This window comes from Pseudooceanicola algae (assembly GCF_003590145.2).
GTDB lineage: Bacteria > Pseudomonadota > Alphaproteobacteria > Rhodobacterales > Rhodobacteraceae > Pseudooceanicola > Pseudooceanicola algae.
The window spans coordinates 2,183,791-2,198,249 of the sequence record NZ_CP060436.1 but is presented as its reverse complement, the minus strand read 5'-3'; the positions used below and the strand labels follow the sequence as shown (position 1 = coordinate 2,198,249).

Below are 14,459 nucleotides of genomic sequence, written 5' to 3'. Positions count from 1 at the left end.
GGTGATCACCGGTCGACAGGCTTGCAAGCGGCGGCGCATCTTTGTATGTGACGCCCTGTTCCCTCAATATGGCGCGCGGCGATTCGAGCCTCGCGCCGATTTTCTATTGGGGCAAGGCAGATTGCGGATGGGGTGACCCGTTCGGGACAGGACGGGAACCTCTCGTCCGACAAGACAGAAACCGGCCGCAGGGCCGAACGGAATACAAGGGTCGTTGCGACATGGCGAAACGGTGGTACTCGGTCTCGGTCCTCTCGAACTTCGAAAAGAAGATCGCCGAGCAGATCCGGACGAGCGTCGAGGAGAAAGGTCTTGAAGACCAGATCGACGAAGTGCTCGTACCGACCGAAGAAGTGATCGAAGTGCGCCGCGGCAAGAAAGTGACCGCAGAGCGCCGCTTCATGCCCGGCTACGTGCTGGTGCATATGGAGATGTCGGATCAGGGCTATCACCTGATCAACTCGATCAACCGCGTGACGGGCTTCCTTGGTCCGCAGGGGCGCCCGATGCCGATGCGTGATGCAGAGGTGAACCAGATCCTGAACCGTGTCCAGGAAGGCGAAGACGCCCCCCGGACCCTGATCCACTTCGAGATCGGCGAAAAGGTGAAGGTCAACGACGGGCCGTTCGAAGGCTTCGACGGCATGATCGAAGAGGTCGACGAGGACAACCAGCGTCTCAAGGTCTCGGTCTCGATCTTCGGCCGCGAAACCCCGGTCGAACTGGAATTCACGCAGGTCGGCAAGCAATGACCTGCGTCACGACGCGTCCTCAGTGACGCGTCCCGCCGGGGCAGGGCCGGCATCGTTCGCGGGAGGCGAGGGCACGCGTGTCCGGACCGCACCGCGCTAGCAGACGAGGCGCCGACGCGTCGGTTGCCTCGTAGGGTGCGTGATTTCATGCACCGATGACAAAGGAGATGGCTCATGGCCAAGAAGCTCGTAGGCAGCCTCAAGCTGCAAGTGCCTGCCGGTAAGGCAAACCCGTCGCCGCCCGTGGGTCCCGCCCTCGGTCAGCGCGGTATCAACATCATGGAATTCTGCAAGGCGTTCAACGCCAAGACGCAGGAAATGGAGCCCGGCGCGCCGTGCCCGACCGTGATCACCTATTACCAGGACAAGTCCTTCACCATGGAAATCAAGACGCCTCCCGCGTCTTATTACCTGAAGAAGGCCGCCAAGCTGAAGTCCGGTGCCAACACCCCCGGCAAGCAGACCGCCGGTACGGTGACTGCAGCCCAGGTGAAGGAAATCGCCGAGGCGAAAATGAAAGATCTGAACGCCAACGACATCGAAGGCGCAATGCAGATCATCCTGGGCTCCGCCCGCTCCATGGGCATCGAGGTTAAGTAAGATGGCAAAGTTCGGTAAACGTACCCGCGCCGCTCGCGAAGCCTTCGCCGGCAAGGAAGACATCACCGTCGAGGAAGCCGTGGCCCTGGTGAAAGCCAATGCCACCGCGAAATTCGACGAAACCGTTGAAATCTCGCTGAACCTCGGCGTTGACCCCCGTCACGCGGACCAGATGGTCCGTGGCGTGGTCGGTCTTCCGAACGGCACCGGCAAGGACGTGCGCGTTGCCGTCTTCGCCCGTGGCCCCAAGGCAGACGAAGCCACCGCGGCTGGCGCAGACATCGTCGGCGCGGAAGACCTGATGGAAGCCATCCAGGGCGGCAAGCTCGATTTCGATCGTTGCATCGCCACCCCGGACATGATGCCCGTCGTCGGTCGTCTCGGCAAGATCCTCGGCCCGCGCAACCTGATGCCGAACCCCAAGGTCGGCACCGTGACCATGGACGTCGCTGACGCCGTGAAAGCGGCCAAGGGCGGCGAAGTCCAGTTCAAGGCGGAAAAAGCCGGTGTCGTGCACGCCGGCGTCGGCAAGGCCTCCTTCGACGAAGCCAAGCTGGTCGAAAACATCCGTGCCTTCGTGGATGCAGTGTCCAAGGCCAAGCCGACCGGTGCCAAGGGCGCCTATCTGCAAAAGGTCTCGCTCAGCTCCTCGATGGGCCCGGGCGTCTCGGTCGACATCAGCTCGGCCACCGGCAACTGATCCGACCCGGATAGAATTGGAAAAGGCGGTCCTTTGGGGCCGCCTTTTTTCGTTTCGCGGGGGGAAGGGTTCCTGAATGGGCGCGGGACGGCTGGCTGTGCGGGGCAAAACTGAGAGCCGGTACATAGCTTTCGTAAAGTGTCGGCCTTGTTGATCGAATGCAGGCAGTCGGGTAATCCCAAGTAAAGATGATGCAATTTCGGGAAATCCATCCTTTGGTGCAGAAGGAGCGCTTTGGAGGGAGGTTTATTTGAAAAGGAACTCTGATGATTAATCGACTTTCGTGTGCGTTTTTTCTTGGCCTAGCAGCGTGTTCGACAACGGCGAACCTGTATCCAGTCTCGGGACCTCTGACCGAAAAAGACCCAGTGCCAACTCTGGTCGCGACGGTTGACGGAATAGCTGGAAACACCGGGAACTTTAACTTTTCGATGCCAAACGGAGCTGCTTGTTCGGGGAAGTGGTCCTCCGTGGCACCCCAGTATGCGAGCGTGTCAACCGGAACGCTCTTCGCCCAATATGGCGCAGTAGCTGGCTACTCCACGACCGTCGGAAGCGTGCCGGGCGTGAATAAAGGACAGGCTTTCGCTACCTGTTCTGACAATACAAGGTTTGACGTTGAGTTTTTCACCGGTAGTGGCACCGCCAATGGGTATGGGATCGCCAAGGACACGAACGGTAATGTCTACAAGATGTTATTCTAAGAGCCGGGTCGGCGTTGCGCAAAAGGGGGGACGGGCTCCAAGCTGACACTGATCGAACCTGAGGAGAATGGCTTTAGCTCTGTTGCGGTGATGAATAGGCGGAGAGGCCAAGGGGCAGGGGCCGCCCAGTTCACCCCGTCAACTTGGCGAATTGCCAATATCCGCGCAGGTATCTTCCAGTTCGCTACTCTTGTGGCGGGCGCGCTTCATGGCCGTGTCCAGAGGAGCTCCGTCCACGGCGGCCGAAGTGATCTGCTGCATGCTGTAGGTCGTGACAAGCGCGGTGCCCCGCATCAGGTCGCGGGACAGGGCCAGCACGGCGAGGTAGTCGAGGTGATTGCCCAGCATCCCGGATCCGTCCTCGTCGCCGCCCTCGGCGTTTTCGCGGCAGGCGTCGACATCCACACTGATGAAGGACCGGCAGACCGTTGGCCGGGCGTCATAGGCGCGGCACAGACGGGTTTCGGGGTCGAGCGCGGCGCAGGCATGGGCGTTCCAGGCACGACCATCGGGCTGTCCGGTCAGCGGGGCCAGGGCGGTGTGCAGGGTGGTCGCTTCGGCTTCGGTGATCAGCCCGCCATCGCCTTCCAGCAGGATGCAGCAAAAGGCGCAGCCCGTGGTGCAGGCGGCGTTTTCCAGCTCCTCCGGGCGTTCGGACCGCAATTGGGCGCCCGTCATCGCGGCCAGCTTGCGCGCCGCCTCGCCTGAGGCCAGTTCGCCCAGCATGGCGCGAAAGGGGCGGCCATCGGTATCCGAGGTGGCAAGATAGGCATCCAGCAACCGGCGCCCCCGGTCTTCGAGGAACTTCGGCATGCCGCGGGCGCGGGATTTCGCCAGCTTGCGCCGCAGCGCCGCCATGTCGGTGACCTTGCCCTTGGAGCCTGTGGTTTTCCTCATGCCCGTGTCCCCTTTGGCTGCGGTGCCCCGCGCCGCTTGCTTGTCGCATCCTGTTGTCCATCATACCGGGCGGTGCCGGGGGATGCACTGCCGCTTGTCTCGCGCGGCGAAGCGGATTACACTGATCCCGGTTCGACAGAATAGACATCATGGCGACGCAGTCCAGCGTGGCCGTGGGTCCGGTTCGTATCGGTCATCCAAAATTTACACTTCACATCTGCCGATAAAGCGCTTAGATACGCGCTCTGTCAGGCCATCCGGGATTCGGTTGGCTTGGCGATTCGTCCAAGACGGTGGGTGGCTGCGCTTTTGCATCCATAATTCCTGCCTGAGACGGGAAAGAACCAGATTTCTTCAGGTAACCGCATGCGGCACCTGGGGCGACCTTGGACGGACCCGTTACGGACCCGCTTGCCGGGACGTTCGTTCCGGCAAAATTGAGCCGGAGGGTCAAACCTCCCTACTTGGAGTGAAACTGTGGATAGAGCCCAGAAAGAGAAAGTGGTCGACGATCTCGGCCAGATCTTCGAAAGCTCTGGCGTTGTGGTGGTTGCCCACTACACCGGTCTCACGGTTGCCGAGATGCAGACACTGCGTGCCAAAGCTCGTGAGCAAGGTTCCAGTGTTCGTGTCGCCAAGAACAGGCTCGCCAAGATCGCCCTGGAAGACAAGCCCTGCGCAAGCATTGCTGACCTCCTGACGGGCATGACCGTGCTTACCTTCTCCGAGGACCCCGTGGCAGCAGCCAAGGTGGCCGAGGACTTCGCCAAAGAGAACAAGAAGTTCGAAATTCTTGGCGGCGCAATGGGTGAGAACGCTCTGGACCGGGCCGGTGTTGCGGCCGTGTCGAAAATGCCGTCGCGCGAGGAGCTTATCGCTTCCATCGTCGGCTGCATCGGCGCACCCGCTTCCAACATCGCCGGTGCCATTGGCGCCCCTGCTTCGAATATCGCCTCCATCTTGTCCACGATCGAGGACAAGGCGGCGGCGTAAGCAATCAAGAGACCGGCGTAGGGTTGCACACCCATACGTTGGAACACATCTAGATATACGGAAAGAGTCACAATGGCTGATCTGAAAAAACTTGCTGAAGAGATCGTTGGTCTGACGCTGCTCGAAGCACAAGAACTGAAAACCATCCTCAAAGACGAATACGGCATCGAGCCCGCTGCTGGCGGCGCTGTCATGATGGCCGGCCCGGCAGACGCCGGTGGCGCTGCCGAGGAAGAGCAAACCGAATTCAACGTGATCCTGAAATCGGCCGGCGCTTCCAAAATCAACGTCATCAAAGAAGTCCGCGCCATCACCGGCCTGGGCCTCAAAGAAGCCAAAGAGCTCGTTGAAGCCGGCGGCAAAGCCGTCAAAGAAGGCGTCTCGAAAGAAGAAGCCGAAGAAGTCAAAGGCAAGCTGGAAGCAGCTGGCGCCGAGGTCGAAGTCAAGTAATTGGCTTCCCGAAGCTCTGCTTACGGGATTGTCACCGCAGGGGTTCTCCTTCTACGGTAGCAAAGAAAGGGCTGAACGCGGAGATTCCGCGTTCAGCCGAACCTTTCTCAGCAAGGGCCAGTCGCTATCCGATGTCGGAGCGGCCGGGTTCTTCCTCAGGGAGGTTCGGAATCGGGAGACCACCATTGGGCCGGTGGTCAGGCATTGATCCGAACTCCTGTCTCGCAGGGACGTGTGCGCTGGTGCCCCGACGGCGCGCGCTTCCGATGAGAAACGAAAGGTGACTTCTGTCATGGCTCAGACCTATCTTGGTCAGAAACGTCTTCGCAAATACTACGGTAAAATTCGCGAAGTTCTTGAAATGCCGAACCTTATCGAGGTTCAGAAAAGCTCCTACGAACTCTTCCTGAAATCCGGAGACCAGATTGACCCCGCCGATGGCGAAGGGATCAAGGGTGTTTTCCAGTCGGTGTTCCCGATCAAGGATTTCAATGAGACGGCTGTTCTGGAGTTCGTGAAATACGAGCTCGAAAAGCCCAAGTACGACGTCGAAGAATGCATGCAGCGCGACATGACCTACAGCGGACCGCTGAAGGTCACGCTGCGTCTGATCGTCTTCGATATCGACGAAGATACCGGCGCCAAGTCGGTCAAGGACATCAAGGAACAGGATGTCTTCATGGGCGACATGCCCCTGATGACCCATAACGGGACGTTCATCGTGAACGGCACCGAACGTGTGATCGTGTCCCAGATGCACCGTTCGCCCGGCGTGTTCTTCGACCATGACAAGGGCAAGACGCACTCCTCGGGCAAGCTGCTGTTCGCCTGCCGGATCATTCCCTACCGTGGCTCCTGGCTCGACTTCGAATTCGACGCCAAGGACAATGTCTATGCCCGGATCGACCGTCGTCGCAAACTGCCGGTGACGACCCTGCTCTATGCTCTCGGGCTGGACCAGGAATCGATCATGGACGCTTATTACAACACGGTTGACTACACCTACCGTCGCGGCCAGGGCTGGGTGACCAAGTTCTTCCCCGAGCGCGTTCGTGGCACGCGCCCGACCTATGACCTTGTCGATGCCGACTCGGGCGAGATCATTGCCGAAGCCGGCAAGAAGGTGACCCCGCGCGCCGTCAAGAAGCTGATCGACGAAGAAGCGGTGAAGAACCTGCTGATGCCCTTCGACCGCATCGTCGGCAAGTTCGTGTCCAAGGACATCATCAACGAAGACAACGGCGCCATCTACGTCGAAGCCGGGGACGAACTGACCCTGGAATACGACAAGGAAGGCGAGATCATCGGCGGGACCGTCAAGGACCTGATCGATGCCGGGATCACCGAGATCCCCGTGCTGGATATCGACAACATCACCGTGGGCCCGTACATGCGGAACACCATGGCGATGGACAAGAACATGAACCGCAACACCGCGCTCATGGACATCTACCGCGTCATGCGTCCGGGTGAACCGCCCACCGTCGAAGCCGCGTCGAACCTGTTCGACACGCTGTTCTTCGACAGCGAGCGGTATGACCTGTCCGCCGTCGGCCGCGTCAAGATGAACATGCGCCTGGCGCTTGAAAAGCCCGACACCCAGCGGACCCTGGATCGCGAAGACATCGTCGCCTGCATCAAGGCGCTGGTCGAACTGCGTGACGGCAAGGGCGAAATCGACGACATCGACCACCTCGGCAACCGTCGTGTGCGCTCGGTCGGCGAACTGATGGAAAATCAGTACCGCGTCGGTTTGCTGCGCATGGAGCGCGCGATCAAGGAACGTATGTCCAGCGTCGAAATCGACACGGTCATGCCCCAGGATCTGATCAACGCCAAACCGGCGGCCGCGGCCGTCCGCGAATTCTTCGGCTCCTCGCAGCTGTCGCAGTTCATGGACCAAACCAACCCGCTGTCCGAAGTGACGCACAAACGCCGCCTTTCGGCGCTTGGCCCGGGTGGTCTGACCCGCGAACGTGCCGGCTTCGAAGTGCGTGACGTTCACGCCACCCACTACGGCCGGATGTGCCCGATTGAAACGCCGGAAGGCCCGAACATCGGTCTGATCAACAGCCTCGCGACCTTCGCGCGGGTGAACAAGTACGGCTTCATCGAGACCCCCTACCGGGTCGTCAAGGACAAGCAGGTCACCGACGAGGTGCACTACATGTCCGCGACGGAGGAACAGCGTCACGTGGTGGCCCAGGCCAACGCATCGCTGGATGACGGCGGCGTCTTCACGAACGAGATGGTCAACACCCGTCAGGCCGGCGAATACACGCTGACCCCGACGGAAAACGTGGACCTGATCGACGTCTCGCCGAAGCAGCTGGTCTCGGTCGCTGCCTCGTTGATCCCGTTCCTTGAAAACGATGACGCCAACCGCGCTCTTATGGGCTCGAACATGCAGCGTCAGGCGGTTCCGCTTCTGCGGGCCGAGGCGCCGCTGGTCGGCACCGGGATCGAGGAAGTCGTGGCACGGGATTCCGGCGCGGCCATCATGGCCAAACGCGGCGGGATCATCGACCAGGTGGATGCGCAGCGGATCGTGATCCGTGCAACCGAGGATCTCGAGCTTGGCGATGCCGGGGTCGACATCTACCGGATGCGCAAGTTCCAGCGGTCGAACCAGAACACCTGCATCAACCAGCGTCCGCTGGTGAAGGTGGGCGACAAGGTCGTGAAGGGCGAAGTGGTTGCCGATGGTCCGTCCACGGACATGGGCGAACTGGCCCTGGGCAAGAACATCATCGTCGCCTTCATGCCGTGGAATGGCTACAACTACGAAGACTCCATCCTGATCTCCGAGCGTATCTCGCGCGACGACGTCTTCACCTCGATCCACATCGAGGAATTCGAAGTTGCCGCCCGTGACACGAAGCTGGGTCCGGAAGAAATCACCCGCGACATTCCCAACGTCGGTGAAGAAGCGCTGCGCAACCTCGACGAGGCTGGCATCGTCTACATCGGTGCGGACGTGGAACCGGGCGACATTCTTGTCGGGAAGATCACGCCGAAGGGCGAAAGCCCGATGACGCCGGAAGAAAAGCTTCTGCGCGCCATCTTCGGTGAAAAGGCTTCGGACGTTCGTGACACCTCGCTGCGCGTGAAGCCGGGCGATTACGGCACTGTCGTCGAAGTGCGGGTCTTCAACCGTCACGGCGTCGAAAAGGACGAACGTGCCCTGCAGATCGAGCGCGAAGAAGTCGAACAGCTGTCGCGTGACCGCGATGACGAACTGGCGATCCTGGACCGCAACATCTATGCGCGTCTGAAGGACATGCTGCTTGGCAAGAAGGCTGTCAAAGGCCCGAAAGGCGTCAAGGCCGGGTCCGAGATCACCGAGGACCTGCTGGGCATGCTCAGCCGTGGTCAGTGGTGGCAGCTTGCCCTGGAAGACGACCAGGAAGCCCAGATCGTCGAAGCCCTGAACGAGCAGTACGAGGCGCAGAAGCGTGCCCTGGATGCCCGTTTCGAGGACAAGGTCGAAAAGGTCCGTCGTGGCGACGACCTGCCGCCGGGTGTGATGAAGATGGTCAAGGTCTTCATTGCCGTGAAGCGCAAGCTTCAGCCGGGTGACAAGATGGCCGGTCGTCACGGGAACAAGGGTGTTGTTTCCCGCGTGGTTCCGATGGAGGACATGCCGTTCCTCGAAGACGGGACCCCGGTCGACTTCTGTCTGAACCCGCTCGGCGTGCCGTCGCGGATGAACGTCGGTCAGATCCTCGAGACCCACACCGGCTGGGCCGCGCGTGGCCTCGGCCTGAAGATCGACGATGCCCTGCAGGACTACCGTCGCTCGGGCGACATGTCCCCGGTGCGTGAAGCGCTGCGGATTGCCTACGGCGACGATGTCTACGAAGAAGGCTTCTCGGTCATGGACGACGACCAGATGCTGGAAGCGGCGGGCAACGTCACCAGCGGTGTGCCGATCGCGACTCCGGTCTTCGACGGCGCCAAGGAAGCCGATGTGAACGACGCGCTGCGCCGCGCCGGGTTCGACGAAAGCGGCCAGTCCGTTCTCTTCGATGGCCGGACGGGCGAGCAGTTCGCGCGCAAGGTGACCGTGGGCATGAAGTACCTGCTGAAGCTGCACCACCTTGTCGACGACAAGATCCACGCACGCTCCACCGGCCCGTACTCGCTCGTCACGCAGCAGCCGCTGGGTGGTAAGGCGCAGTTCGGTGGTCAGCGCTTCGGTGAGATGGAAGTCTGGGCCCTCGAGGCCTATGGCGCCGCCTACACCCTGCAGGAGATGCTGACGGTCAAGTCGGATGACGTGGCCGGCCGGACCAAGGTCTACGAGTCGATCGTCAAGGGCGAAGACAACTTCGAAGCGGGCGTTCCCGAGAGCTTCAACGTTCTCGTGAAGGAAGTCCGCGGCCTCGGCCTGAACATGGAACTCCTGGACGCGGAGGAGGAGGAGTAAGCGCCTGGCGTTACTCCGGGGCGGCGAAGGCCGCCCCAACCTCTCTCCCCGCCCTGTCATTTAGGAAGACGACATGAACCAGGAACTGACGAACAATCCGTTCAACCCGCTGACCCCGCCGAAAGTCTTCGACGAGATCAAGGTATCGCTGGCCTCTCCCGAGCGTATCCTCTCGTGGTCCTACGGCGAGATCAAGAAGCCGGAAACCATCAACTACCGGACTTACAAGCCCGAGCGCGACGGCCTGTTCTGCGCCCGGATCTTTGGCCCGATCAAGGATTACGAATGCCTTTGCGGCAAGTACAAGCGGATGAAGTATCGCGGCGTCGTCTGCGAGAAATGCGGCGTTGAAGTCACGCTGCAAAAAGTCCGCCGCGAACGCATGGGCCACATCGAACTGGCCTCGCCTGTGGCGCATATCTGGTTCCTCAAGTCGCTGCCGTCGCGCATCGGCCTGATGCTGGACATGACCCTGCGCGACCTGGAACGCGTGCTCTACTTCGAGAACTACGTCGTGATCGAACCCGGTCTGACGGATCTGACCTATGGCCAGATGATGACCGAAGAAGAGTTCATGGAAGCTCAGGATGTCTACGGCATGGACGCCTTCACGGCGAACATCGGCGCCGAGGCCATCCGCGAGATGCTGGCCCAGATCGACCTGGAATCCGAAGCCGATACCCTGCGCGCGGATCTGGCGGAAGCCACCGGCGAACTGAAGCCCAAGAAGATCATCAAGCGTCTGAAGGTCGTTGAATCCTTCCTCGAGTCGGGCAACCGCCCCGAGTGGATGATCATGACCGTGATCCCGGTCATCCCGCCCGAGCTGCGCCCGCTGGTGCCGCTGGACGGTGGCCGCTTCGCGACCTCTGACCTGAACGACCTCTATCGCCGGGTCATCAACCGGAACAACCGTCTGAAGCGTCTGATCGACCTTCGTGCGCCCGACATCATCGTGCGCAACGAAAAGCGGATGCTGCAGGAATCCGTCGATGCCCTGTTCGACAACGGCCGTCGTGGCCGGGTCATCACCGGTGCCAACAAGCGCCCGCTGAAGTCCCTGTCGGACATGCTGAAGGGTAAGCACGGTCGTTTCCGTCAGAACCTTTTGGGCAAACGCGTCGACTTCTCGGGTCGGTCCGTCATCGTGACGGGCCCGGAGCTGATGCTGCATCAATGCGGTCTTCCAAAAAAGATGGCGCTGGAGCTGTTCAAGCCCTTCATCTACTCGCGCCTTGAAGCGAAGGGTCTGTCTTCGACCGTGAAGCAGGCCAAGAAGCTGGTCGAAAAGGAACGCCCCGAAGTCTGGGACATCCTGGACGAGGTGATCCGCGAACACCCTGTCATGCTGAACCGTGCGCCCACGCTGCACCGTCTCGGCATCCAGGCCTTCGAACCGATCCTGATCGAAGGCAAGGCGATTCAGCTGCACCCGCTGGTCTGCTCGGCCTTCAACGCCGACTTCGACGGTGACCAGATGGCTGTTCACGTGCCTCTCTCGCTGGAAGCCCAGCTGGAAGCGCGCGTCCTGATGATGTCGACGAACAACGTCCTGTCGCCCGCAAACGGCGCACCGATCATCGTTCCGTCGCAGGATATGATCCTTGGCCTCTACTACACCACGATTGCCCGCGAAGGCATGAAGGGTGAAGGCATGGTCTTCTCCTCGATCGACGAAGTGCAATACGCGCTGGATACCGGTGCGGTGCACCTGCACGCCAATATCACGGCGCGCATCCAGCAGATCGACGAAGAAGGCAACGAGATCACCGTCCGCTTCGAGACGACCCCCGGTCGTGTCCGCCTCGGGGCCCTGCTGCCGATGAACGCCAAGGCACCCTTCGCCCTGGTGAACCGTCTGCTGCGCAAACGCGAAGTCCAGCAGATCATCGACACCGTCTACCGCTATTGCGGTCAGAAGGAATCGGTCATCTTCTGTGACCAGATCATGCGCATGGGCTTCCGCGAAGCGTTCAAGGCCGGGATCTCCTTCGGCAAGGACGACATGGTCATCCCCGACAACAAGTGGGAGATCGTCGAGGAAACCCGCGGTCAGGTCACCGACTTCGAACAGCAGTACATGGACGGCTTCATCACCCAGGGTGAGAAGTACAACAAGGTCGTCGATGCCTGGTCCAAGTGCAACGACAAGGTCACCGAAGCCATGATGTCGACGATCTCGTCGACCAAGTACGACGAGTCCGGCGCCGAAATGGAACCGAACTCTGTCTACATGATGGCGCACTCCGGTGCGCGTGGCTCGGTCACGCAGATGAAGCAGCTGGGCGGGATGCGCGGCCTGATGGCGAAGCCGAACGGCGACATCATCGAGACGCCGATCATCTCGAACTTCAAGGAAGGTCTGACCGTTCTTGAATACTTCAACTCGACCCACGGCGCCCGTAAGGGTCTGTCGGATACCGCTCTGAAGACCGCGAACTCGGGTTACCTGACCCGTCGTCTGGTCGACGTGGCGCAGGATTGCATCATCCGCGAGCATGACTGCGGCACCGACCGTGCGATCACCGTGTCCAACGCGGTCAACGACGGTGAAGTCGTGGCGACGATCGGCGAACGGATCCTGGGCCGTGTCACGGCAGATGACGTGCTGCGTCCGGGGACCGAAGAGGTCCTTCTGAAGAAGGGCCAGCTGATCGACGAACGGATGGCGGACATGATCCAGGACGCAAGCGTCCAGTCCATGCGCATCCGGTCGCCGCTGACCTGTGAAGCCGAAGATGGCGTCTGCGCGGCCTGCTACGGTCGTGACCTTGCGCGCGGGACCATGGTCAACCAGGGCGAGGCCGTCGGCATCATCGCGGCCCAGTCCATCGGTGAACCCGGTACACAGCTGACGATGCGGACCTTCCACATCGGCGGCGTTGCACAGGGTGGCCAGCAGTCCTTCCTCGAGGCCTCGGTCGACGGGATTGTCGAGTTCGAGAACGCCAACCTTCTGGAAAACGCCGCCGGCGAGATCCTGATTGTGGGCCGGAACATGAAGCTGCGCATCATGGACGAACATGGCGAGGAACGCGCCAGCCACAAGCTGGGCTACGGCACCAAGCTGTTCGTCAAGCATGGCGAGACGATCAAGCGCGGCGACAAGATGTTCGAATGGGATCCCTATACCCTGCCGATCATCGCCGAGCGTGCGGGTTCCGCGCGTTATGTCGACCTTGTCTCCGGGCTTGCCGTCCGGGACGAGACCGATGACGCGACGGGCATGACCCAGAAGATCGTGATCGACTGGCGGGCTGCCCCGAAAGGGAACGAGCTCAAGCCCGAGATCCTGATCGTCGATGCGGAAGGCGAACCCGTCCGCAACGATGCGGGCAACCCGGTGACCTACCCGATGTCCGTGGATGCGGTCCTGTCGGTCGAAGACGGCCAGGACGTCAAGATCGGTGACATCGTCGCGCGGATCCCGCGTGAAGGTGCGAAGACGAAGGACATTACCGGTGGTCTGCCGCGTGTGGCCGAACTCTTCGAGGCGCGTCGTCCGAAGGACCACGCCATCATCGCGGAAATCGACGGCTACGTCCGCTTCGGTCGCGACTACAAGAACAAGCGCCGGATCACGATCGAGCCTGCGGATGAGTCCATGGATCCGGTGGAATACATGGTGCCCAAGGGCAAGCACATCCCGGTTCAGGAAGGCGACTTCGTTCAGAAGGGCGACTACATCATGGACGGCAACCCGGCGCCGCATGACATCCTTGCCATCATGGGTGTCGAAGCGCTGGCGGACTACATGATCGACGAGGTCCAGGACGTCTATCGACTGCAGGGTGTGAAGATCAACGACAAGCACATCGAGGTGATCGTTCGCCAGATGCTGCAGAAGTGGGAGATCCTCGACAGCGGCCAGACGACGCTGCTGAAGGGCGAACACGTCGACAAGATCGAATTCGACACCGCCAACCAGAAGGCCGAGGACAAGGGTCTGCGCCCTGCTTCCGGTCAGCCGATCCTGTTGGGGATCACCAAGGCCTCGCTGCAGACGCGGTCCTTCATCTCGGCGGCCTCCTTCCAGGAGACCACGCGGGTCCTTACCGAGGCTTCGGTACAGGGCAAGCGCGACAAGCTTGTCGGCCTGAAGGAAAACGTCATCGTCGGGCGCCTGATCCCGGCGGGTACGGGTGGGGCAACCCAGCGGGTGCGTCGGATCGCTTCGGAGCGCGACAATGTCGTCGTCGAAGCGCGGCGGGACGAAGCCGCGGCGGCCCTTGCGGCCCCCTCGGCAGAAGAACCGCAGATCGAAAGCGCCTCCGCGACTTCGGAAGCCGGCGAATAAGCCGACCTTCACGGATGAAGACACGAAAGGCCCCCGCATGCCGGGGGCCTTTTACGTTGCCGGGCCCTGGCCCGGGGGGATGCCGTCGCGCGGGCCCGGGCATGCTGACTCAGGGTCTGCGCAGGGTAGTCGTTGCCACGGCGCGACTGAGGCATTAGAGGGAGCGCGTGACAGGGCCGGTGAAGAGCGGCTCTGCCTGCGGCCCGCTACCTGGGCGGGATCGCCACGGGATCGCCCGCTGTGACCGCCTGTTGCCGGGCAGGGGCTGCGATCCCCGGAAGCCGGGGCAGGGCACGGCGACGTTACGGCAGGAGCGCACCGCAGCGGCCCGCCCGATGGCTCGCAGGCGCGCGTCACGTTCAGGTCTTGTTGACAACCCTGCCGACTCCCCCTATACGCGCCCCAATCAGGCGAGGGGGCCGCCCCTTTGCCTTCCAGGTTTGAAGTGGTCAAGATCCGGGTGTACGCCCCGATCCTCTGGAAAACCCACCGCGTCGATCCCCGTGACCAAGGGGCGGATGCGGTTTTTTACGTTGCGCGCAAGTGTGGCGTAAGTTTCGTGGCGTGATGAGCGCCACAGGAACATCTCGCGTGAAAACGCGAAAGGAACCGGTCCCGGCGGACGCGCCACGGGCCA

General features: G+C 61.4%; 8 protein-coding genes. 7 read left to right on the top strand and 1 reads right to left on the bottom strand.

Annotation, left to right across the window (positions count from 1 at the left end):
* Positions 1-221: 221 nt before the first annotated feature.
* From nusG to rplA, 3 genes are all read left to right on the top strand, one after another.
* Positions 222-752, top strand: coding sequence for a transcription termination/antitermination protein NusG (gene nusG, locus PSAL_RS10275; protein ID WP_119840834.1), 531 nt, complete (start codon positions 222-224; stop codon positions 750-752).
* A gap of 174 nt (positions 753-926) precedes the next feature.
* Entirely contained in the window at positions 927-1,352 is a 426-nt protein-coding gene (gene rplK / locus PSAL_RS10270) for a 50S ribosomal protein L11 (protein WP_119840833.1), read from the top strand.
* Between the two features lies 1 nt (position 1,353).
* A complete protein-coding gene (gene rplA, locus PSAL_RS10265; protein ID WP_119840832.1) occupies positions 1,354-2,052 on the top strand; it encodes a 50S ribosomal protein L1 in 699 nt (232 codons plus the stop codon).
* An 842-nt stretch (positions 2,053-2,894) separates the two neighbouring features.
* Here the strand turns inward: rplA and PSAL_RS10260 are convergent.
* Positions 2,895-3,653, bottom strand: a complete 759-nt coding sequence (locus PSAL_RS10260; protein ID WP_119840831.1) for a YkgJ family cysteine cluster protein — start codon at positions 3,651-3,653, stop codon at positions 2,895-2,897.
* 477 nt (positions 3,654-4,130) lie between these two features.
* Between PSAL_RS10260 and rplJ the strand changes: the two genes are divergently transcribed.
* The 4 genes from rplJ to rpoC all read left to right on the top strand — a co-directional run bounded on the left by rplJ (position 4,131) and on the right by rpoC (position 13,822).
* Positions 4,131-4,646 carry a 50S ribosomal protein L10 gene (rplJ, locus tag PSAL_RS10255; RefSeq protein WP_119840830.1) on the top strand — a complete coding sequence of 172 codons (516 nt, stop codon included), beginning with the start codon at positions 4,131-4,133 and terminating at the stop codon, positions 4,644-4,646.
* Positions 4,647-4,718: 72 nt separating this feature from the next.
* The gene (gene rplL / locus PSAL_RS10250) at positions 4,719-5,096 is read left to right on the top strand and encodes a 50S ribosomal protein L7/L12 (RefSeq protein ID WP_119840829.1); all 378 of its coding nucleotides are present in this window, start codon (positions 4,719-4,721) and stop codon (positions 5,094-5,096) included.
* Positions 5,097-5,388: 292 nt separating this feature from the next.
* On the top strand, positions 5,389-9,525 hold the full coding sequence (gene rpoB / locus PSAL_RS10245; RefSeq protein WP_119840828.1) for a DNA-directed RNA polymerase subunit beta: 4,137 nt from the start codon (positions 5,389-5,391) through the stop codon (positions 9,523-9,525).
* 73 nt (positions 9,526-9,598) lie between these two features.
* Positions 9,599-13,822, top strand: coding sequence for a DNA-directed RNA polymerase subunit beta' (gene rpoC / locus PSAL_RS10240; RefSeq protein ID WP_119840827.1), 4,224 nt, complete (start codon positions 9,599-9,601; stop codon positions 13,820-13,822).
* The last annotated feature ends 637 nt before the right edge of the window (positions 13,823-14,459 follow it).

Coding starts and splice junctions, on each gene's coding strand:
- rplK (WP_119840833.1), top strand. CDS start 927: ATGGCCAAGAAGCTCGTAGGCAGCCTCAAGCTGCAAGTGCCTGCCGGT.
- nusG (WP_119840834.1), top strand. CDS start 222: ATGGCGAAACGGTGGTACTCGGTCTCGGTCCTCTCGAACTTCGAAAAG.
- PSAL_RS10260 (WP_119840831.1), bottom strand. CDS start 3,653: ATGAGGAAAACCACAGGCTCCAAGGGCAAGGTCACCGACATGGCGGCG.
- rpoC (WP_119840827.1), top strand. CDS start 9,599: ATGAACCAGGAACTGACGAACAATCCGTTCAACCCGCTGACCCCGCCG.
- rplA (WP_119840832.1), top strand. CDS start 1,354: ATGGCAAAGTTCGGTAAACGTACCCGCGCCGCTCGCGAAGCCTTCGCC.
- rplL (WP_119840829.1), top strand. CDS start 4,719: ATGGCTGATCTGAAAAAACTTGCTGAAGAGATCGTTGGTCTGACGCTG.
- rpoB (WP_119840828.1), top strand. CDS start 5,389: ATGGCTCAGACCTATCTTGGTCAGAAACGTCTTCGCAAATACTACGGT.